This is a genomic window from Citrobacter sp. CFNIH10 (genome assembly GCF_002934585.1).
Lineage (GTDB): Bacteria > Pseudomonadota > Gammaproteobacteria > Enterobacterales > Enterobacteriaceae > Citrobacter_A > Citrobacter_A amalonaticus.
Window position 1 is genome coordinate 2,329,633 of record NZ_CP026216.1, and the last position, 21,487, is coordinate 2,351,119.

The window sequence follows — 21,487 nt, forward strand, 5'->3', positions numbered from 1 at the left end:
ATAGCATAAACAGCTTTAAGGAGAAGAAGATGAAAAAGACTGCCGCAATTATTTCCGCATGTATGCTGACTTTTGCCCTGAGCGCCTGTTCCGGTCCGAACTACGTGATGCACACCAATGACGGGCGTAGCATCGTTGCGGACGGTAAGCCGAAAACCGATGATGAAACCGGGATGATTTCGTACAAGGACGCTAATGGCAACAAACAGCAGATCAATCGTACCGATGTGAAAGAGATGGTCGAGTTGGATCAGTAGTCGGTAGAGAGTAGGTAAAAAAAAGCACCGCAAATTGGCGGTGCTACATTAATCACTATGGACAGACAGGGTAAATGTACAGGAAGTGAAAAAGGGTAGCGTTGCTACCGTGGTCTGAATCGCAGACCAATTGCAAACACAACAACACAACATCACAACCGTAAGCCAAAAGCCCACCAGAACACGCATTCCGATAAAACTTTTCGTTCCGGCTCAGGAAGTGCCGCCACTATAGGTATTTGCTGGTAGTTCCTCAACGGACAAATTATAATGGCTCAGATTAAAAAAACTAATAGGTTACACAGTGTAGCTTAATTGTTAAATTCTTTTAACATCAAAGTTTAAAAGCCATGTCAAAACGACTTCCACCTCTGAACGCATTACGTGTTTTTGATGCCGCCGCACGGCATCTGAGCTTCACCCGCGCAGCAGAAGAGCTTTTTGTGACGCAGGCCGCAGTAAGCCACCAAATCAAGTCACTTGAGGATTTTTTGGGGCTTAAGCTGTTTCGCCGACGCAACCGTTCTCTTCTTCTTACTGAAGAAGGACAGAGCTACTTTCTCGACATAAAAGAGATTTTTTCGCAATTAACCGAAGCGACGCGTAAACTTCAGGCGCGAAGTGCAAAGGGGGCGTTGACGGTCAGTTTATTGCCCAGTTTTGCGATTCAGTGGCTGGTGCCCCGACTCTCTAGCTTTAACTCAGCTTATCCGGGAATTGACGTCAGAATCCAGGCCGTGGACCGTCAGGAAGACAAACTGGCGGACGATGTTGACGTGGCGATTTTTTATGGTCGCGGTAACTGGCCTGGACTGCGCGTAGAGAAATTGTACGCCGAATATCTGTTGCCGGTGTGTTCGCCGTTGCTGTTGACGGGCGATAAGCCCCTGAAATCGCCAGAGGATTTGGCTTCGCATACTTTGCTACATGATGCCTCACGTCGTGACTGGCAAACTTACACGCGACAGCTAGGGTTAAATCACATCAACGTTCAGCAGGGCCCTATCTTTAGCCACAGCGCGATGGTGCTGCAGGCCGCTATCCACGGACAGGGCGTAGCGCTGGCGAATAACGTGATGGCGCAGTCAGAAATTGAAGCGGGGCGACTGGTCTGCCCGTTTAATGATGTACTGGTCAGTAAAAACGCATTTTATCTGGTTTGTCATGACAGTCAGGCAGAACTGGGTAAAATAGCCGCCTTCCGTCAGTGGATACTGGCGAAAGCGGCCACGGAACAAGAGAAATTCCGCTTTCGTTACGAACAATAACTTACGTAGGGTATTACCATGACCAGCCGTTTTATGCTGATTTTTGCCGCTATCAGCGGCTTTATTTATGTCGCTCTGGGGGCTTTCGGTGCGCATGTCCTGAGCAAAACCCTCGGTGTGGTTGAAATGAGCTGGATCCAGACCGGCCTGCAATATCAGGCGTTTCATACGCTGGCGATATTCGGGCTGTCGGTTGCGATGCAACGCCGGATCAGCATCTGGTTTTACTGGAGTAGCGTTTTCCTCGCGCTAGGAACGGTGCTGTTTAGCGGCAGCCTGTATTGCCTGGCACTGTCTCATCTGCGCCTGTGGGCGTTTGTTACCCCTGTCGGCGGCGTCAGCTTCCTGGCAGGTTGGGTGCTGATGTTAATCGGCGCTATCCGTTTGAAGCGTAAGGGCGTAGTTCATGAATAAGGTTGTGTTGTTGTGTCGCCCGGGCTTTGAAAAAGAGTGTGCCGCAGAAATCACCGATAAAGCAGGGCGTCGGGAGTATTTCGGTTTTGCCCGCGTCAAAGAAAATGCAGGCTATGTCATCTATGAATGCTATCAGGCCGAAGACGCCGAAAAAATTATCAGCGAGCTGCCGTTCAGTTCGCTGATTTTTGCCCGCCAGTGGTTTGTGGTCGGCGAGTTGCTCCAGCACTTGCCGCCGGAAGATCGCATTACGCCGATTGTCGGCATGTTGCAGGGCGTGGTGGAAAAGGGTGGCGATCTGCGCGTGGAAGTGGCGGATACGAACGAAAGTAAAGAGCTGATGAAGTTCTGTCGCAAATTCACGGTGCCGCTGCGAGCCGCCCTGCGCGAGGCTGGCGTGCTGACGAATTATGAGACGCCGAAGCGCCCGGTGGTACACGTCTTCTTTATCGCGCCAGGCTGCTGCTATACCGGTTACTCGTATGCCAGTAATAACTCGCCGTACTATATGGGTATTCCGCGCCTGAAGTTCCCGGCCGATGCGCCCAGCCGCTCGACGCTGAAGCTGGAAGAAGCGTTGCACGTGTTTATTCCGCAAGATGAGTGGGATGAGCGTCTGGCAAACGGGATGTACGCGGTGGATTTAGGTGCCTGCCCCGGCGGCTGGACCTATCAACTGGTCAAACGCAATATGTGGGTGTATTCGGTCGATAACGGCCCGATGGCGCAAAGTCTGATGGATACCGGACAGGTTACCTGGCTGCGCGAAGACGGCTTTAAGTATCGCCCCAACCGCAACAACATCTCGTGGATGGTGTGCGATATGGTTGAGAAGCCGGCGAAAGTGGCGGCGTTGATGGCGCAGTGGTTGGTCAACGGCTGGTGCCGGGAAACTATCTTTAACCTCAAGTTGCCAATGAAAAAACGCTACGAAGAGGTCTCGCAGAATCTGGCCTATCTCCAGGCGCAGCTTGATGAGCATGGTGTGAATGCGCAAATTCAGGCGCGGCAGTTGTACCACGACCGTGAAGAAGTGACGGTGCACGTGCGTCGCCTGTGGGCCGCCGTAGGCGGACGTCGCGACGAGCGCTAGCTCGCGCCGTTGCAGATCTGATGCACTGTTGTTCATCAGGTCTGCAACCCATTCCCGTTAGTGGTTATGACTGCGGCGTGTCCGACACAATATGCGTTACGTCGTCCAGATGACCGAGTCGGGCTTCTCCGGAACGATTGAATTTGCTTTTGTCGATCAGCAATAACGACTGTGACGCGCGTTTCAGCAGGACTGATTTGAAATCCGCGTTGAAGGTGCTGGAATCCCACAGTGCGCCGTGGCGGTCGATCCCTTCGCAGGAAAAAATGAACAGATCGATATCAAGAAATTTGAGTTGTGAAATGAGTGCGGGGTTGACGTAGCAGCCGTGTTTGCGCTCCAGCCGGCCACCAGAACTGATGAGCTGAAGTTGTTGGCGTTTGCCGAGCTCCTGACAAATCGGCTGGCTGTTGGTGAAAACCTGTATATTGATATCCGGTAGTTGCCGCGCCAGATACCAGCAGGTGGAGCTGGCATCCAGCGCAATCACCATCCCTTCTTCAATCCAGCTCAACGCCTTTCGGGCAATATCGGCTTTGTGCGCGTAATGGCTCTTCAGCCGTATATGGAAGGGATCGCCACTGTCCGGGTTTTCCCGCGCGATCCCTTTAACGCGCCCGTGATTGCGCAGAACCTTCCCTTGTTCCTGTAGTTCACTGAGATCGCGGCGGATCGTCTCTTTACTGACGTTGAGCTGAACGGCCAGTGCTTCGGTGGTCAGGCTTTTATGCTGACTGAGCAGATCCACAATCGTCTGCTGGCGTGCCGCTTTCATCTCTTCTCACCTCTCAATCAAATGCCCTGACCGCGATTGAGATTACGGGGTTACCCCTTTTTTTAAAAGAATATTCCCGTACTTTGCGCACTCGCCGGTGATAACAATGGCAAAGGCCTTTTGTGCACGGGCGTAGAAGGCGAAACGATCGATTCGCGCGATCTCCGGGCATGGCGCCTGTAGGGAAAGCGCTTCGCGATAGCGCGTTTCAACGTGCGGGTCGAGGGTATCGCCCTCGACGGCAGCCATCATCACCAGCGGTGGTGCATAGCTGTCGAGTTCAAACAGCGGGATCACGGCTCGCAGTAAGTCGCTGACGCTGAGACCATCCGCACGGATCACCTGCGGTCCCATGCTGTGCGCCGGGAAGTGCGCGTCTGAGAAAATAATCTCATCGCCGTGTCCCATTTGCGCCAGTACTTTAAGTAACTCCGGCGAAATGAGGGGAGAAATCGTTTTAAGCATGCGAGATTCCTTTACAGTGTTTCGGGATAGAAATAACGGTACTGGTAGCGCACTTGTTCTCTGGCCTGTTGTGGGCTGGAAAACGCACCGATACCGTACCAGCCGTACATCGCCGCGCCGGCAACGGTGGTTTCTGCGTCATCCAGCACTTTGATGGGGATCTCTAGGGTGTTGGCCTTAATCTGATTCCATAACGTATTGCGACTCCCACCTCCGACCAGCAGCAGTTCTGTGGCGTTGAACTGGCCAATTTTTTCCAGCGTATGCAGGTTATGTCGCAACTGGTCCGTTAATCCTTCCAGCGCCGCGCGATAGAAATGACCGCGGGTGGTATTCAGGGTGACGCCACGCCAGCCTGCATCCACAGAGGAGAGCAGCTCGCACTGCATCCGCACGCCATCGGCCCCGGCGGGAACCGCTTGCGCTTCCGCAATCAAGGTTTGCCACGGGGTTTCGGGTGTCCACAGCAGCTTGCGCACCCATTCAAGGATGCCGGAGGCAAGCCATTGCATCCCCGGATTGTAAAGCCCCGGCTGGCTGTCCAGTTCACAGGTTGAACCGGCATGACTGCTCAGTAACGCTGTATTGACTCTTGCGCTACGCACCATCAGGATTTCCCACGTGCCGGAAGAGAGAACTGGCTCATCTTGCCCCGCACCAGCGCCAAACAGCGCGAACTGGGTATCGTGTCCGGCAGAGATCACGGGAATTCCCGGTGGGAGACCGAGCATCGTTGCCATTGCGGGCCGCAACGAACCTACCAGTTCACCGGCTTCCACGAGTCGCGGGAAGAGCCGTCTCGGCAACCCTGCGGCCTGCAAGATATCAGCGCTGAAATCCCGCTGCTGAATATCCAGCATTTGGCTGGTGCCCGCCATGGTGATGTCAGTGGTGAATTCGCCGGTCAGGCGATGAGTAATGAGTGAGGAGATAAACAGCCAGGCGTGGGCTTGATCCAGCCGTTGCGGGTGATTTTCTTTAAGCCAAATCAGCTTATATAAGGTGTTGAAGCTGAATGCGCCGACGCCGGAAAGCGTCTGCAACTGACGCGGCGGCATAAAGCGGCTGATATTTTCCATTATCGCGGCAGTGCGCGGGCATTTCCAACTGATGATTGGGTAGAGCAATTCGCCGTTTTCATCGACCAGCGCGCCGTCAACGCCAAAGGTGGTGACGGTGATAGCGCGGATCTGAAAGGCCGAAAGTTCAGCCGACAGTGTCCGGCAGCACTGTGCGAAACGTTGCAGGATGGCGTCCAGCGACCACTGATGCCAGGCGGTGTTTTCCGTGGCTACCTCGCTGGCATTAGCAACCGCCGCACGAGCAACGATGTGTCCCTGACGATCTACGGCAATGGCCCGCACGTTGGTCGCGCCACAGTCGAGAACCAGGATGATTTCATTTTTCATAATGACTCCCGTTGCCGGATGGCGCTGTGCTTATCCGGCCCACGAGTCATTCCCCGTAGACCAGATAAGATGTGCCAGCGTCGCCATCAGGCAGTTGCGCGATCCTTAACGTTTATACAGTGGCCCGTAGTTCTGACAGGCGCGGTAGTCCTGGCCTTCTGTATCCATCCCGTGTGCGGCCCAGGCGGAAGGGCGGTAAATTTTCGCCTCTTCCACATTGTGCATGCAGACTGGAATGCGCAGCATCGCGGCGAGGGTGATGAAGTCTGCGCCGACGTGGCCGACGGTCAGCACGCCGTGGTTTGCCCCCCAGTTCGCCATCACGGAATAGACGTCGGAGAACGGTCCTTTGCCGGTAAGACGTGGCGCAAACCAGGTGGTAGGCCAACTGGAGTCGGTGCGTTTGTCGAGGGTGTCATGGACCTCTTTTGGTAGCTCGACGCTCCAGCCTTCCGCAATTTGCAGCACTGGTCCCAGGCCGTTGATGATGTTCACGCGGGTCATAGTGAACGGCACGCCGCCTTCGGTCAGGAAGCGTGATGAATAACCGCCGCCGCGAAAATATTCATGGATTGCCGGACACCACTCGGTTGCCGCGAGGCAGGCGTCAGCCTCCTGCTGCGTGATCTCCCAGTGTGGTTTCATCGTCGGTTTTCCTTCGCTGTCACGCTGTTTACAGGTGCCATCCAGCGCGGCGGAACCGGAGTTGATCAGATGGATAATGCCGTGTTCTGCCCGTCCGGTCAGCGGCTGACCGGTCACGCGTTCAACCGCTTCTGGTGACCAGTAGGTACGCACATCGGCAAAGACCTGTGCGGTGCCGGTCAACTGATGTCCCAGCAGCATGGCTACGCCGTTCAGGCTGTCGTTTTCGGTGGCGACAACAAACGGTTCGCGTACACCGTTCCAGTCAAAAGAACTGTTCAGTAGCGCTTCGGCGGTATCACCGTTGGGATATTGATCGGTCCAGTGACGCTGTCCCTGGAAGCCTGCGGCAATCGCGTTATAACCGAGTGACTCCTCCACGCGTCCCATCTCCGCGAGCTTAGGATTTCCTTGCATCATGTCGCGAATGCACATTGCCATCAGCAGGCTTTCCCGCAGGATGGCCCGGCTCTGTTCGGCGTTGCGTTGATATTGCTTCGCGTTTTTATCTTCACCGTAGCGGAAGTGTTTATCCGCCCACGCCAACGCCATTTCCAGCTCGGCTTCGTCATAGATTTTTTGATCGATGCGGCGGCGCAGTTCGGTCATATCGACGGACTGGACCTTCATCCCCAGCCAGGACTCAAAGAAATGATGATCGACGATGGAACCAGCGATCCCCATCGACACCCCGCCCAGCGAAAGGTAGCTTTTTCCCTTCATGCTGGCGACGGCGAGCCCTGCCCGGGCGAATCGCAGCAGTTTTTCCTCAACGTCGGCTGGGATCGATGTATCTCCGGCATCCTGTACATCCTGGCCGTAGATGGAGAACGCTGGGATCCCTTTTTGGCTATGCGCTGCCAGCGCGGCAGCCAGGTAGACCGCGCCCGGACGTTCGGTACCGTTAAAGCCCCAGATGGCTTTCGGGCGCAGGGGATCCATATCGATGGTTTCGCTACCGTAGCACCAGCACGGTGTTACGGTGATTGTCAGGCCGACGTTTTGACTGCTGAACTTTTCCTCACAGGCGGCGGATTCTGCCATTCCGGCAATACAGGTGTCGGCAATAACGCAGTCAACCGGGGTGCCACAGGCGTAGCGCAGTTTTTCTGTCAGCAGGGCGGCAGTGGCCTTTGCCATATTCATCGTCTGTGCTTCCAGAGATTCACGAACGCCCATTCGGCGTCCATCAATAACCGGACGAATACCAATTTTCGGCAGGCTGATCTTCTTCATTCGGGGTTCCTCATTTCACGTATAGGCGTGCTGCTCAGGTGGATGACAGGGCACCACCGCAGCAGTCGGCTGAAACAGGTAAATTTGCTAACTCGAGTTAGCTTAGGTATTGGCGTGTTTTTTACACAACTTTTTTCTGATGGGATTGTGAGGGGCTTCACGAGAAGTGGTTAAAATTCGATCTGCATCAAATAATTAAATGACAGTCAAATTTAGTAAAATATTTAAAATCAGATGCTTATAAATAAATGTCTGTGCGGTATCACAGTTTTAACCCAAATGATTTGGCTATTTTTGGTGGCTAAAATAGCTTTAAAGGGCAATTCGCTAACTCGAGTTAGCAATATCTGGCAACATATCGACGTGACGTAAACGTGTTTTCAGGAAGTATTCACATTCATGGTGACGCTCGCTCCCTGAGAATGCACTTCGCCTGATTCACTGCCTGCAGTTTCTGATTATTGAGGAAAGCAGCAATGTCCGAAACATTTTTACAGATGAATCATATTACCAAACGCTTTCCCGGCGTATTAGCGTTGAGTAATGTGAACTTTACTCTTCGCAAGGGCGAAGTGCATGCGCTATTAGGTGAAAATGGTGCAGGCAAATCCACGCTGATGAAAATTTTGTCCGGTGTTTATCAACCGGATGAAGGGGATATTATATTTGAGGGGAAGCCTGTGTCATTCAGCGATCCGCTCAGCGCGCAGAATGCCGGGATTACCATTATTCATCAGGAATTTAATCTCTTTCCTGAATTAACCGTGGAAGAGAATATCTTTATCGGCAGAGAGTTTTGTAAAAATAACCGTTGGCGGCTGGATGAAAAACAGCAGCGACAGGCGGCAACCGAGATTTTGCAGAAATTAAACCTGAATATTTCGCCAGAAACGTTGGTGTCAGACCTGACCGTGGCGCAACAGCAGATGGTGGAGATCGCGAAAGCGATATCCGTCAATGCCAAAATCCTGATTATGGACGAACCCACCGCGGCGCTGACGGAAACAGAAATAGAAAGCTTATTCCAGGTGACCCGCCTGCTTAAAGCGCAGGGGACCGGGATTGTCTACATCTCGCATCGCCTGGAAGAGTTAGCGCTGATTGCCGATCGAGCGACGGTTATGCGCGACGGTCAATACATTGATACCGTTGATTATGAAACCGTGAAGATCAGTGAGCTGATTGCGATGATGGTCGGGCGCGAACTGGGGAATATCTATCCTCGCCGGGAAGCGCGGACGCATCAGGAACCGGTGCTGGAGGTTAACGGCCTCACGCGCAAAGGCGTGCTCAATAACATCGACTTTACGTTGAACCGGGGCGAGATACTGGGTTTTGCCGGGTTGATGGGCGCCGGGCGTACGGAGCTGGCGCGCGCCATTTTTGGCGCCGACCCCATCGACAGTGGAACCATTAAGTTGAACGGTAAGACCATTGTGATAAAGGGGATTTCTGACGCCATTGCGCAAGGCATTAGCTATTTAACCGAAGACCGTAAAAAAGAGGGACTGGCGCTTAATCTGTCCGTTGAGCGCAATATTATGTTGGGAAATTACCCTGAATATGCCGACCGTTTTGGTCACGTTGATTCGAAACGCTGCCAGCAAACGAGTGAAGAGCAGGTCAGGACGCTCAGAATCAAAACGCCACACCTTGAACAGGCGGCCCTGAATTTGAGTGGGGGAAATCAGCAAAAAATTATTATTGCCCGTTGGGTGTGCAAAGATACCGATATTCTTATTTTTGATGAACCTACCCGTGGAATTGATGCCGGCGCTAAGCTGGAAATCTATGAATTAATGAATCGCCTCGTGGCAAAAGGGAAATCTATCATTATGATTTCTTCGGAATTACCGGAGGTGCTGGGTATGTGCGATCGTATCTTAGTTATGCGCAGTGGTCGTATTACCGGAGAATTAACTGCTGATAACGCCACACAAGAAAAAATCATGCAATATGCGACGTTAGAGGATTAAATCATGACCATCTCTGTAACCTCTTCAGACAGCAATAATAAGAAAATAAAAATTAATAAAGAACTTTTAATGCGCCTTGCACCGCTTTTTAGTTTGATTATCCTGGTTGTCTTTTTCAGTTTCAGTTCGCCGTTTTTCTTTAATACCGAAAATATTATGACAATTGCGCTGCAAACGTCGGTTATCGGCATTATGGCCATTGGCGTAACGTTTGTGATTATCACCGCAGGGATCGACCTCTCTTTAGGATCGGTGGTGGCGTTTTCCGGCGTTGCGGTCGGCATCTGCGCGACGCTCGGATTGCCGTTGCCGGTCTGTATTTTGGCAGGCGTGCTGGCCGGAGGGTTGTGTGGCTACGTGAATGGTCTGCTGGTGACCAAAATGACGATTCCCCCGTTCATCGCCACGCTGGGTCTGATGATGTCCGTCCGGGGAATGAACATGGTGATGACGGATGGGCGCGCTATCTATTTCGCCGATTATCCCACCTTCAAATTGCTGGCGCAGGGGCGTTTATTCGATGTGCTGCCGTATCCCGTGTTCTATCTGGTGATTGTGGCGCTGGTCGCCGGCTACATCCTCAAGAAAACGATAATTGGTCGCTATGTCTATGCCGTGGGCAGTAATGAAGTGGCGGCGCACCTTTCCGGGATCAACGTTCAGCGCGTCAAAATCTTTGTCTATGCCTTCTGCGGCCTGCTGACCGGCATTGCCGGGGTGATTCTGGCCTCGCGTCTAAACTCCGGTCAGCCAACGGTCGGCGTCGGTTATGAACTGGAAGCCATTGCCGCAGTGGTGATCGGCGGCACCAGTCTGATGGGCGGAATTGGCACTATTGGCGGCACCATCATCGGTGCATTCATTATGAGCGTATTGAAAAACGGCCTGAACCTGATGGGGGTCTCTCAGTTCTGGCAAATGGTTGCGATGGGCATTGTGGTCGTCGCCGCTGTCTACCTCGATACGTTACGCAAAAAGATTCGTTGATTTACGCTCCCGGCAGTCACGGGGAACACTGACCCTGACGTTAAGGGTGACACACTCACAACGGAGTACAACAATGAAAACCAGGCATTTTGTCTATGCGTTATCCCTGCTGGCGTGCATCACTTCCAGTGCGCTAGCGAAAGATTTGAACCTTCCGGTCATCAGTAAAGGCTTCCAGCATGAATTCTGGCAAACCGTGAAAATGGGGACGGAAGCAGCAGCGAAAGAGTTGGGCGATAAAACCAGCTATGTCGGACCTGCGGACGAAACTCAGATTGCGGAACAAATTCAGCTGGTTGAAAACGCCATGGCGCAAAAGCCGAACGGTCTGCTGCTGGCGGCGCTGGATGCCAATGCGCTTGCTCCGCTGGTGGAAACGGCGAATTCGCGTGGTATTAAGGTTGTCACCTTTGACTCCGGCGTAAACTCGGATATTCCGGTTAGCTTCGTGGCGACCAATAACCGCAAAGCTGGCGCTGAAGCGGCGGACGCGCTGGCGGCGCAAGTGAATAATAAAGGTAAAGTCGGCATTATCGCTCATGTCGCCGGGACGTCGTCAGCGATTGAACGCTCGGAAGGGTTCATTGCCCGCATGAAGGAAAAGTATCCGGATATCAAGGTGCTGCCTGTGCAGTACAGTGATGGCGATCCACAAAAAGCGATGGATAAGACCATTGATATGATTCAGGCCAACCCCGATCTGGCCGGGATTTATGGCACCAATGAAGGCTCAACGCTGGGCGTCGCCAACGCTATCGACAGCCAGAATCTGAAAGGGAAAGTGAAAGTCATTGGTTTTGACAGTACCGAAGCGATTATTCACTTCCTGAACACCGGGGTGATCCAGGGCTTTGTCGTCCAGGATGCTTATCAGATTGGTTACCAGGGGATTAAAACCCTGAATGCGGCACTGTCCGGGCAAACGGTCGCGAAAGAGATCGATATCCCGGTGAAATTTGTGAGCGCCCAGAACATCAATACGCCGGAAATAGACAAGTTGTTACATCCTTTCGGTAAGAAATAAACCGGCAGGGGGCGGTATCTTCGCCCCCGCTTACCTGGTGAGATCAACGGCGTGCGCTTAACCGACTGATGCGGTAAGACAAAAGTGTAAAATGCTTTTATGATTGTCAATTGACGCTTGGACGGTGACTGGGGCACATACATGGCTAAAACAGTAGAACAGATAGCCAGCGACCTGAATTTATCGGTGACAACCGTGAGACTGGTGCTAAACGGAAAAGCTGAACAGTATCGAATCAGCCTCAAAACGCAAACGCGTATTAATGAATATGTTGAGCGATATGGTTATGTGATTAACCATTCCGCCCGCAGCCTGAAGCTGAATAAAACGGATACGCTTGGCCTGATTGTTCCCAATATTTCTAACGTCTTCTTTGCCACATTGGCAGAGAAACTCGAGCAGCGCTGCCGCCGATCCGGTTATCAGCTGATGATTAGCTGTACTTATGATGATGTCGATTACGAAAACAAAATCACCAAGGCTTTAATTGCCCGTAATGTGGACGGTCTTTTTATTGTCCCGTCAACGTTAGAAAACCAGCAGCATCATTTACGTCAGGTGAGAAAACCGATGGTATTGCTGGACCGTGATTTTAAATACACGGATAACGCGCAGGTGGAAAGTCACAATATTTCAGGCGGTGAACATTTAACCCAAAGTTTGCTGGATGCTGAAAAGTTACCGGTCTGGTTTCTGGTGGGCGATACCGGTTTGCCCAGTATCAGCGACCGTCTGACGGGTTACCTGAATGCGCTCAGTAAAAAAGGGATTCATCATCGTGACTGGGTGCGCGAAGGGCCGGTGAACACCCCGGAAGGGGGATACCAGATCATGCAGGCTTTGATCGACGAAGCAGGATGTCCGCAGGCGTTTATCGCCTCGTCATTACCGGTGCTGGAAGGGGCAGTAAGAGCCATTCGTGACCGTTTTGGCGTTATTCCGCCCGAGATCAATATCGGTACGTTTGACGAACACCCGATGCTGGGATTCTTGTCCAATAACGTGTGGTCAATGCAGCAGGATGAGAACGCCTGGGCGGAAAAAGCGTTCACAATGATGCTCAACGCCATCGAAGATCGCCCTGTTCATGAGACGGTAAAAGTTGAAATGAAATTAATTAAGCGCTTAAGACAAAAATAATACGCGCGACAAAAAGAGTGTTATCAGTCATTGAACCGAGTACCCCGGAGAACTGAGATGGAAAGAACTCGTTTATCTCGAGAAATTATTGAAACCTGTCTTGAAATGACGCGCCTGGGATTAAACCAGGGGACGGCGGGAAATGTGAGCGCGCGTTATCAGGACGGTATGTTGATTACCCCGAGCGGCATTCCTTATGAACGTATGACCGAACAGATGATTGTCTACGTGGATAACGACGGCAAATACGAAGAGGGGAAATTACCGTCCAGCGAATGGCGCTTTCATCTGGCGGCTTATCAGACTCGCCCGGAAGCGAATGCTGTTGTGCATAACCACGCCATTCATTGTACCGCAGTGTCTATTCTCAACAGGCCGATCCCGGCCATCCACTATATGATTGCGGCGGCGGGAGGGAATTCCATTCCCTGCGCGCCCTACGCCACTTTTGGCACTCGCGAACTCTCAGAACATGTGGTCGTGGCGCTGAAAAATCGCAAAGCCACGCTGCTGCAACACCACGGTTTAATTGCCTGCGAGGAGAACCTGCAAAAGGCACTGTGGCTGGCGCACGAGGTGGAAGTGCTGGCGCAACTCTATATGAAGACGCTGGCGGTGATGGATCCGGTGCCGGTGTTATCCGATGAAGAAATCGCCGTAGTGCTCGAGAAGTTTAAAACCTACGGATTACGTATCGAAGAATAAGCGGTGCAGAGTCGTCGTGGTTTGTGTGCCGGGTCGGACGGTCTGCGCCATCCGGCCCGCAATGCTATCGTGCCAGACGCAACTGTTGCAGGTTTCCGTCAAGCTGCAAATCGGTTTGCAACCGTGCGATATCACGGCATAAGAATGCCATCTCCCGGTGAGCCTCCAGCTTCTTACGCCATTTTTCCGGCACTTCATCCAGATGTGCGTAGAGACCTTCCAGCGTCTGAAACTGCACCAACAGTTGGGTGGCGCTTTTCGGGCCAATACCGGCGACGCCGGGTACTTTTGAACTGCTGATCCCCGCCAGTCCCCAGTAATCCGGCAACTGCTGCGGTTGAACGCCAAACTCTTTTTCAATGAACGGCGCATCCAGCCAGCGTTTCTGAAAGTAATCGCGAATGCGTAACGTCGGAGAGAGCAACTGGCAATAGCCTTTGTCAGTCGACACGATAGTCGCCTGGTGGCCCGCTTGTGTGACTTTTACCGCCAGGGTTGCCGCCAAATCATCGGCTTCATTGCCGCTCGACACCCAACACGCGACGCCACACTGTTCAAAGGCCGTGCGCAGGGTGGGCATCTCATTGTGCAGTTCATCCGGCATCGGTGGACGACCGGCTTTGTAGTCCGGAAGACGCTGGTGACGCCATCCACTGTTTCGCGCTTCATCATCAAACACCGCCACGGCGTGGGTGGGCTGGCTGTGGACAATCAGCTGGTCAAGCGCGTGCAGACAGGTCTCCACACAGGGCGAACCCTGAACGGCGGTAAGCGTCAAGCCACTGCCGCCTGTTGCGATTACTAACGATTGACGATGATAGAGTCCTCTTATTAACGTTAATGGACTCTATCAATGTCAAACACTCTTCAGCCCCGCAGGGCGCGGGCGTCCTACTCAATGGACTTTAAGCTGGCTCTCGTCGAAAAGTCATATCAGCCTGGAGCCTGTGTTGCCCGGTTGGCGCGGGATAATGGAATTAATGACAATCTGCTGTTTACCTGGCGCCAGCGTTACAGACATCTTCTGCCCGATGAAATACAACGGTCAATCAGAGAGCAAGACTCTGTTATCCCCGTTGTCCTGCCTGATATGGCCCTGTCACACCATGCTGAGCCGCACTATGAACCCGCCGCTCCAGCCTGCCGCGAGGCCATGACATGCGAGGTGACTGTCGGCGGTGCCAGCCTGCGTCTGTCCGGGGATTTATCACCTGCACTTCTGAAAACGCTGATCCGCGAGCTGACCGGGAGGAGCCGATGATACCCTTACCGTCAGGCACTCGTATCTGGCTGGTTGCCGGGGTCACCGATATGCGTAAGTCCTTCAATGGTCTGGGCGAACTGGTCCAGCATGTTCTTGATGACAATCCGTTCTCCGGCCACCTGTTTATCTTCCGTGGTCGTAAAGGTGACACCGTGAGGATCCTCTGGGCTGATGCTGACGGTCTGTGTCTGTTTACCAAACGTCTGGAAGAGGGACAGTTCGTCTGGCCTGCTGTACGCGACGGCAAAATCGCCATCACCCGCTCACAACTCGCCATGCTCCTCGATAAGCTGGACTGGCGGCAACCTAAAACTGCACGCCTTAACTCACTGACGATGTTGTAAAAAGCGCATGACCGCATTATAAATGGGGTCATGAGTCAGGACTATCTCGCCCGTATCGCTGCGCTGGAAGACGCGCTTCGCCAGAAAGACAGCCAGCTCAGTCTCGTTGCTGAGACTGAGTCGTTCCTGCGTTCGGCGCTGGCCCGCGCAGAAGAGAAAATAGAGAACGAAGAGCGTGAAATAGAATATCTGCGGGCTCAGATAGAAAAACTGCGCCGAATGCTGTTCGGTACCCGTTCAGAAAAGCTACGCCGGCAGGTCGAAGAAGCCGAAGCCCTGCTGAAACAGCAGGAGCAGCAAAGCGATCGTTACAACGGCCGGGACAATGATCAGCAGGTTCCGCGTCAGTTGCGCCAGTCCCGTCATCGTCGCCCGTTACCGGAACATCTTCCCCGCGAAATAAACAGACTGGAGCCAGCTGAAACCAGCTGTCCTGGTTGCGGTAGTGATATGGCCTATCTCAGCGAAGTCAGCGCGGAGCAACTGGAGCTGGTCTCCAGCGCCCTGAAAGTGATCCGCACGGTCAGAGTGAAAAAGGCCTGTACCCGATGCGACTGCGTCGTTGAAGCGCCAGCGCCCTCACGTCCTATCGACCGGGGCATCGCCGGGCCGGGTCTGCTGGCCCGCGTGTTAACGGCCAAATACTGTGAACACCTGCCGCTGTATCGCCAGTGCGAAATCTTTGCCCGTCAGGGTGTGGATCTGAGTCGTGCGCTGCTCTCCAACTGGGTGGATGCGTGCTGCCGGTTAATGGCCCCGCTGGATGAAGCCCTCTACCACTACGTGATGGACTGCCGCAAACTGCATACGGATGACACTCCGGTGCCCGTGCTGGCGCCGGGCAGAAAGAAGACGAAAACCGGGCGTATCTGGACATATGTCCGTGATAACAGAAGCGCGGGTTCATCAGATCCGCCAGCGGCATGGTTCGCCTTCTCACCGGACCGACAGGGGAAACACCCTCAGCAACATCTTCGGCACTATCATGGCGTGCTGCAGGCAGATGCCTTCGCAGGGTACGACAGGTTGTTCAGCGCAGAGCGTGAAGGTGGCCCGTTGACAGAAGCGGCATGCTGGGCTCATGCGCGGCGCAAAATCCATGACGTCTATATCAGCACCCGGACGGCCACAGCAGAGGAGGCTCTGAAGCGCATCAGTGAGTTATACGCGATAGAAGAGGAAATACGCGGCCTTCCGGCATCTCAGCGGCTGGCCGCCAGACGGTCCCGAAGTAAACCGTTGCTGATATCCCTGCATGACTGGTTGGTGGAGAAAAGAGCCACTCTGTCGAAAAAATCCCGGTTAGGCGAGGCGTTCGCTTATGCACTGAACCAGTGGGATGCCCTGTGTTACTACTGCGATGATGGTCTGGCAGAGCCGGATAATAACGCTGCTGAGCGCGCGCTACGAGCGGTCTGTCTGGGCAAGAAAAACTACATCTTCTTCGGCAGTGATCATGGTGGTGAACGTGGTGCCCTGCTGTATGGTCTGATCGGAACGTGCAGGCTGAACGGTATCGATCCAGAGGGTTACCTTCGCCATATCCTGAGCGTATTGCCGGAGTGGCCCATCAACAAAGTGGCCGAACTGCTGCCATGGAACGTAGATCTCACCAATAAATAGCCGTCAATACGGCGCTCACTTAACGCTTACGAACGGCGTGGATCCGGCGAATTAAATTGAGTGCGTCGACGATGAGCAGATGGACAGCCACGGTGTTCTCCCTTACCAGTCAGCGTGTAGGGTAACATTCAGGACGGAAGCAGGCTATTGCAGGAGGCTAAAACGGGAAGAGGCCTCGCAAAATGAGGCCTCTGAGTGCACGATTAATCGCAGGTGACAATCTTCATGGCCAGGCCGCCGCGAGAGGTTTCGCGGTACTTGGCGTTCATGTCTTTACCCGTTTCGTACATGGTTTCGATGACTTTATCGAGACAAACGCGAGGTTCGCTGGTACGGCGCAGGGCCATACGTGCTGCGTTGACCGCCTTGACGGATGCAATGGCGTTACGCTCGATGCACGGTACCTGAACCTGTCCTGCAACTGGATCGCAGGTCAGACCGAGGTTGTGTTCCATACCGATTTCTGCAGCAATACACACCTGCATCGGACTGCCGCCCAGCAGTTCTGCCAGACCGGCCGCCGCCATCGAACAGGCCACACCGACTTCACCCTGACAGCCCACTTCCGCGCCGGAAATGGAGGCATTCATCTTGTACAGTGAGCCAATCGCACTGGCGACCAGCATGTAGCGAGCCAGCGAGTTAGCGTTCACTTCGCGGATGAATTTGTCGTAGTAGGCGAGCACGGCTGGCACGATACCACAGGCACCGTTCGTCGGTGCAGTAACCACGCGTCCGCCAGCGGCGTTCTCTTCGTTTACCGCCAGAGCGAACATGTTGATCCAGTCAACGACCGCCATCGGATCGGTCGTGGTTTTGTCGCTGCTCACCAGCATACGACGCAGCGCTGCCGCACGGCGGGGAACGCGCAGTTTTCCAGGCAGAACGCCCTCGGTGGTGATGCCGCGCTCAATGCCGCTGCGCATTACCTCCCAGACGTTAGCAAAGTGCTGTTCCAGCTCTTCTTTGCTGTGTAATGCCAGTTCGTTTTGCATCATCAGACCGGAAAGGGAAAGTCCGGTTTCCTGACAGTGTTTTTGCAAATCGGCAGCCGATTTGTACGGATACGGTACGTTGACCGGCGCACTGTTCGGTAAACCGAAATGTTCTTCATCAACGATGAAACCACCGCCAATGGAGTAATAAGTCTGGCTGTAGAGGACGTTATCGCCCGCCAGTGCGGTAATGCGCATCCCGTTCTCGTGCAGAGACAGGTTATCGGCATGGAAATTCATGCACTTATCAACCGGGAATTCAACTTCATGCTGACCGTTCGCCAGCAGCAGTCGCCCGTGGGTGTTCACATCCTGGATGAAGCCCGGGATGGCGTCGATGTCGACGGTATCCGGCAGATTTCCCGCCAGACCCATGATAATCGCGATATCGGTGTGGTGGCCTTTACCCGTCAGCGACAGGGAGCCATACACATCCACCACCACGCGGGTGACATCCGTCAGAATATGGCGGGCAATCAGATCATCCGTGAATTGTTTGCCAGCTTTCATTGGTCCAACGGTGTGTGAACTGGAAGGGCCAATGCCGATTTTGAAAATATCGAATACGCTAATCATAGGGCATCCATTGCGGTTATATCAGGGAGGAAGCGCCGCCCGAAAGCGGCGCTAAACAACTTAGCTGAACAGGGAGTAGAAAATCGCGGAGATAGCAATCAGACCCATCACGACAACAAACACGTTGCTGATGTGACCGCTGTATTTACGCATTGCCGGTACTTTCTGGATTGCGTACATCGGCATCAGGAACAGGATCATCGCGATGATTGGACCACCCAGGGTTTCAATCATACCGAGGATGCTCGGGTTCAGGGTGGCGACAATCCAGGTCGTTACCAGCATGAACAGCGCAGTGATGCGGTTCAGTTTGTTGATTTCGATAGACTTGCCTTTACCACGCAGAGATTTGATAACCATCCCGTTGAAACCTTCACGCGCGCCCAGGTAGTGGCCGAGGAAGGATTTGGTGATAGCAATCATTGCGATGATCGGTGCCATCCAGGCGATGATCGGCGCATTAAAGTGGTTTGCCAGGTAAGACAGAATCGAGATGTTCTGCTCTTTCGCTGCCGCCAGATCCGCCGGAGTCAGACTCAGTACGCAACTGAAGACGAAGAACATCACCGTCAGCACCATCATGATGTGAGCGAATGCCAGAATCTTCGAGCATTTTTTCTCTGCCGCGTCGCCGTACTCTTCACGCTTCGCTACCGCGAAAGAAGAGATAATCGGAGAGTGGTTGAAAGAGAACACCATCACCGGAATTGCCAGCCACAGGGTCATCCACAAACCGTTGCCGGTCGTAGCCGCAGAATCAAAGGACAGGGTTTCCAGCGCAGCACCGCTCCACTGTGGGATCAGGTACAGTGCCAGCAGCATCAGTGCAGCGACAAACGGGAACACCAGGATGCTCATTGCCTTCACGATCATCTGCTCACCGAAGCGAACGATAGTCATCATCCCGACAATCAGGATCAGCGACAGGATCGCACGCGGTGGCGGGGTGATGGATAACTGGTGAGTCAGGAAGCTCTCAACCGTGTTGGTGATCGCGACACTATAGACCAACAGAATCGGGTAAATCGCGAAGAAGTACAGCAGGGTAATCAGTTTACCCGCGCCGATACCAAAGTGCTCTTCAACTACTTCTGTGATGTCTTCACCCGGATTTTTGCCGGACAGCACAAAGCGAGTCAGACCACGGTGGGCGAAGAAGGTCATCGGGAAGGCGAGGATTGCCATGATGATCAGTGGGATCATCCCACCGACACCTGCGTTGATTGGCAGGAACAATACGCCCGCACCGATAGCCGTGCCATAAAGGCCCAGCATCCACATGGTATCGGTCTTGCGCCATGCGCTTCGTGATTCAGTCGAAGCAATTGTGCTGGTTTGAATGGTTTCCATCTATTTCTCCTGGAGGAAGCTAAAAATCAGGAAAATGTTCCTGACCGTAAAACGAAATTCTTGCAGCGACGATTTTTATAAAATTTTTAACCGTAGTAATTTGCGGGCAGAAAGATACATTTAACTAATGAATCTATCAGTGATCGCGATCTCAAATGCAATAATCCACTTCTAATGTGGATATTTTTGGATCATTGGTCTGTTAAAAAAACATCACAGCGAATTTACGCGTGCGAAGGCTAGCATTAACAACATATTGACAGAAAGGATTGCCAGACAGATGCGGAGGTTACGTTGTAAAAAGCGATCTTTATAGTGGTTTGTGGTGACTAATTTAAATTCTGGATGATAAAACGCGGTTGCATTAGCGAGGTAATCGTTTGCGTAGCGATATTTTTTGTATGATGTATTAGCAGGCTTAATAAAGTGAACGTGTTATCTCATTGGTAATTATAGAAAAACCGGAAGGGCTATTCGCCGCTCCCGGTCCATGAAACGCTTTTCGCGTCAGGCGCAAATTTCGTAGCAGGGGATATAGGCGGTGCCTGGCAGCTTCATACGGTGCTGCGCAACAAAACCTTGCAGGAGATCGTCCATGCGACGCATCATTTCACTGTCGCCGTGGATTTTGTATGGCCCAAACTCTTCAATGGCGCGGATACCCACTTCCTTAACGTTACCCGCTACAATGCCGGAGAAGGCGCGACGCAGGTCTGCCGCCAGTACCTCAACCGGTTGGTCAGGGTACAGCTTCAGGTTGGCCATGTTCTCGTGGGACGGTTCGAACGGCATTTGCAGATCCGGCGTGATACGAATCGACCAGTTGAAGCTGTAGGCATCACCGGTATCACGACGGTTCTCTTTCACCAGCGGCATCGCTTTTTTCATCAGGCGCGCCACTTCTGCTGCGTCATCAATGATAATGCGGTAATGCGTGCGCGCGGCTTCTCCCAGCGTATGCACGATGAACTCATCCAGCACGCGGAAGTAATCAGCGCTCTCTTTCGGGCCGGTGAGGATGAGCGGTAGAACCTGATCTTTGTTCGCCGGATTCATCAGGATCCCCAATAGATACAGTAACTCTTCCGCTGTACCGACACCGCCCGGGAAGATGATAATGCCGTGGGCGATACGCACGAAGGCTTCCAGACGTTTTTCAATGTCCGGCATAATGATCAGTTCGTTAACCAGCGGGTTCGGTGGTTCAGCGGCGATAATCGACGGCTCAGTCATCCCAATAAAACGGCTGTCTTTATAACGCTGTTGCGCATGGCCCACCGCGGCACCTTTCATCGGCGCTTCCATTGCGCCAGGCCCGCAACCGGTACAGATGTTCAGCTCGCGCAAACCTAACTGTGTCCCGACGCGTCGGGCGTACAGGTATTCGTTTTCATTAATCGAGTGGCCGCCCCAGCAAACCACCATGTTTGGCGCTTCGCCCACGTGCAGCGCTCTGGCATTACGCAAAATAGAGAACACCAGGTTAGTAATGTGCACGGAGCTTTCGAGATCCAGATGCTGGAAACGGCCCGCGTTATGAATCTGCCCGTTAACAAACAGAATATCGCGCAGCACGGCAAACAAGTTCGCCTGCAGTGCGCGAATGATACGGCCATCGACGAAGGCATCTTCTGGCGGGTTGATCAGTTCCAGCTTCACGCCGCGTTCGCGACGCAGCACGTTAATGTCGAAACTTTCAAAGCGGGACAGCAGCTCTTTGCTGTTGTCAGTCAGACTGCCGGAGTTTAAAACGGCAAGCGAACAGTTACGAAACAGTTGATACAGGTCGCTGCTGGCCGTGCGTTTAAGCATATCGACTTCCAGTTGCGACAACATGTCCATTGAGCCAAGCGGGCTAATATGTGTAATCAAGTAAACTCCTTATGGGACGCAAAACGTCATTCCCTGTAGAGTACAATAGCCCTGGCTTATGACCTTTCA

Annotated in this window: 20 protein-coding genes and 1 pseudogene; 12 read left to right on the forward strand and 9 right to left on the reverse strand. The window is 53.1% G+C overall.

Going from position 1 to position 21,487, the window contains the following annotated elements; translation table 11 throughout:
* Positions 1-29 precede the first annotated feature (29 nt).
* The 4 genes from C2U53_RS14730 to rlmM all read left to right on the forward strand — a co-directional run bounded on the left by C2U53_RS14730 (position 30) and on the right by rlmM (position 3,032).
* Positions 30-257: a YgdI/YgdR family lipoprotein gene (locus C2U53_RS14730; protein WP_042322452.1), complete on the forward strand. Its 228-nt coding sequence runs from the start codon at positions 30-32 to the stop codon at positions 255-257.
* Positions 258-607: 350 nt separating this feature from the next.
* Positions 608-1,525, forward strand: a complete 918-nt coding sequence (gcvA, locus tag C2U53_RS14735) for a glycine cleavage system transcriptional regulator GcvA (RefSeq protein ID WP_042999488.1) — start codon at positions 608-610, stop codon at positions 1,523-1,525.
* Between the two features lie 18 nt (positions 1,526-1,543).
* Positions 1,544-1,939, forward strand: a complete 396-nt coding sequence (locus C2U53_RS14740) for a DUF423 domain-containing protein (protein ID WP_042999489.1) — start codon at positions 1,544-1,546, stop codon at positions 1,937-1,939.
* The gene (gene rlmM, locus C2U53_RS14745; protein ID WP_042999490.1) at positions 1,932-3,032 is read left to right on the forward strand and encodes a 23S rRNA (cytidine(2498)-2'-O)-methyltransferase RlmM; all 1,101 of its coding nucleotides are present in this window, start codon (positions 1,932-1,934) and stop codon (positions 3,030-3,032) included. Before C2U53_RS14740 ends, rlmM begins: the two co-directional genes overlap by 8 nt.
* 64 nt (positions 3,033-3,096) lie before the next feature.
* On the opposite strand, the gene fucR is transcribed toward rlmM, so the two are convergent.
* The 4 genes from fucR to fucI all read right to left on the reverse strand — a co-directional run bounded on the left by fucR (position 3,097) and on the right by fucI (position 7,562).
* Positions 3,097-3,807, reverse strand: coding sequence for an L-fucose operon activator (fucR, locus tag C2U53_RS14750; RefSeq protein WP_042999491.1), 711 nt, complete (start codon positions 3,805-3,807; stop codon positions 3,097-3,099).
* A gap of 42 nt (positions 3,808-3,849) precedes the next feature.
* A complete protein-coding gene (fucU, locus tag C2U53_RS14755) occupies positions 3,850-4,272 on the reverse strand; it encodes an L-fucose mutarotase (RefSeq protein WP_042999492.1) in 423 nt (140 codons plus the stop codon).
* An 11-nt stretch (positions 4,273-4,283) separates the two neighbouring features.
* On the reverse strand, positions 4,284-5,681 hold the full coding sequence (gene fucK, locus C2U53_RS14760; protein WP_104446057.1) for an L-fuculokinase: 1,398 nt from the start codon (positions 5,679-5,681) through the stop codon (positions 4,284-4,286).
* Positions 5,682-5,786: 105 nt separating this feature from the next.
* Entirely contained in the window at positions 5,787-7,562 is a 1,776-nt protein-coding gene (fucI, locus tag C2U53_RS14765; protein ID WP_054176850.1) for an L-fucose isomerase, read from the reverse strand.
* A 476-nt stretch (positions 7,563-8,038) separates the two neighbouring features.
* Between fucI and C2U53_RS14770 the strand changes: the two genes are divergently transcribed.
* The 5 genes from C2U53_RS14770 to fucA all read left to right on the forward strand — a co-directional run bounded on the left by C2U53_RS14770 (position 8,039) and on the right by fucA (position 13,394).
* Complete coding sequence (locus tag C2U53_RS14770) at positions 8,039-9,538, forward strand: sugar ABC transporter ATP-binding protein (RefSeq protein WP_104446058.1); 1,500 nt, start codon at positions 8,039-8,041, stop codon at positions 9,536-9,538.
* A gap of 3 nt (positions 9,539-9,541) precedes the next feature.
* Positions 9,542-10,525 carry an ABC transporter permease gene (locus C2U53_RS14775; protein ID WP_042999496.1) on the forward strand — a complete coding sequence of 328 codons (984 nt, stop codon included), beginning with the start codon at positions 9,542-9,544 and terminating at the stop codon, positions 10,523-10,525.
* Between the two features lie 73 nt (positions 10,526-10,598).
* Complete coding sequence (locus C2U53_RS14780; protein ID WP_042999497.1) at positions 10,599-11,549, forward strand: ABC transporter substrate-binding protein; 951 nt, start codon at positions 10,599-10,601, stop codon at positions 11,547-11,549.
* Between the two features lie 141 nt (positions 11,550-11,690).
* On the forward strand, positions 11,691-12,689 hold the full coding sequence (locus tag C2U53_RS14785; protein WP_104446059.1) for a LacI family DNA-binding transcriptional regulator: 999 nt from the start codon (positions 11,691-11,693) through the stop codon (positions 12,687-12,689).
* Positions 12,690-12,746: 57 nt separating this feature from the next.
* A complete protein-coding gene (fucA, locus tag C2U53_RS14790) occupies positions 12,747-13,394 on the forward strand; it encodes an L-fuculose-phosphate aldolase (protein ID WP_044264281.1) in 648 nt (215 codons plus the stop codon).
* 64 nt (positions 13,395-13,458) lie between these two features.
* Here the strand turns inward: fucA and xni are convergent, their stop codons facing one another.
* Positions 13,459-14,172 carry a flap endonuclease Xni gene (gene xni, locus C2U53_RS14795; RefSeq protein ID WP_246876156.1) on the reverse strand — a complete coding sequence of 238 codons (714 nt, stop codon included), beginning with the start codon at positions 14,170-14,172 and terminating at the stop codon, positions 13,459-13,461.
* Positions 14,173-14,247: 75 nt separating this feature from the next.
* Here xni and C2U53_RS14800 point away from each other — a divergent pair, with 75 nt between their 5' ends.
* The 3 genes from C2U53_RS14800 to C2U53_RS14810 are packed head-to-tail and all read left to right on the forward strand — an operon-like array spanning position 14,248 to position 16,625.
* A complete protein-coding gene (locus tag C2U53_RS14800; RefSeq protein WP_021567585.1) occupies positions 14,248-14,655 on the forward strand; it encodes a transposase in 408 nt (135 codons plus the stop codon).
* Positions 14,652-15,002 (forward strand): IS66 family insertion sequence element accessory protein TnpB, encoded by a 351-nt coding sequence (gene tnpB / locus C2U53_RS14805; protein ID WP_021567584.1) that lies wholly within the window; start codon positions 14,652-14,654, stop codon positions 15,000-15,002. Before C2U53_RS14800 ends, tnpB begins: the two co-directional genes overlap by 4 nt.
* 30 nt (positions 15,003-15,032) lie before the next feature.
* The gene (locus tag C2U53_RS14810) at positions 15,033-16,625 is read left to right on the forward strand and encodes an IS66 family transposase (RefSeq protein WP_039264109.1); all 1,593 of its coding nucleotides are present in this window, start codon (positions 15,033-15,035) and stop codon (positions 16,623-16,625) included.
* A 28-nt stretch (positions 16,626-16,653) separates the two neighbouring features.
* Here the strand turns inward: C2U53_RS14810 and C2U53_RS30325 are convergent.
* The 4 genes and pseudogenes from C2U53_RS30325 to ppnN all read right to left on the reverse strand — a co-directional run.
* Positions 16,654-16,716, reverse strand: a pseudogene (locus C2U53_RS30325) (hypothetical protein); the annotation flags it as partial.
* Between the two features lie 112 nt (positions 16,717-16,828).
* Positions 16,829-18,196, reverse strand: coding sequence for an L-serine ammonia-lyase II (sdaB, locus tag C2U53_RS14820; RefSeq protein WP_042999501.1), 1,368 nt, complete (start codon positions 18,194-18,196; stop codon positions 16,829-16,831).
* A 60-nt stretch (positions 18,197-18,256) separates the two neighbouring features.
* The gene (gene sdaC, locus C2U53_RS14825) at positions 18,257-19,546 is read right to left on the reverse strand and encodes an HAAAP family serine/threonine permease SdaC (protein ID WP_042999502.1); all 1,290 of its coding nucleotides are present in this window, start codon (positions 19,544-19,546) and stop codon (positions 18,257-18,259) included.
* A gap of 507 nt (positions 19,547-20,053) precedes the next feature.
* Positions 20,054-21,418 carry a nucleotide 5'-monophosphate nucleosidase PpnN gene (ppnN, locus tag C2U53_RS14830; protein ID WP_044264278.1) on the reverse strand — a complete coding sequence of 455 codons (1,365 nt, stop codon included), beginning with the start codon at positions 21,416-21,418 and terminating at the stop codon, positions 20,054-20,056.
* Positions 21,419-21,487 lie beyond the last annotated feature (69 nt).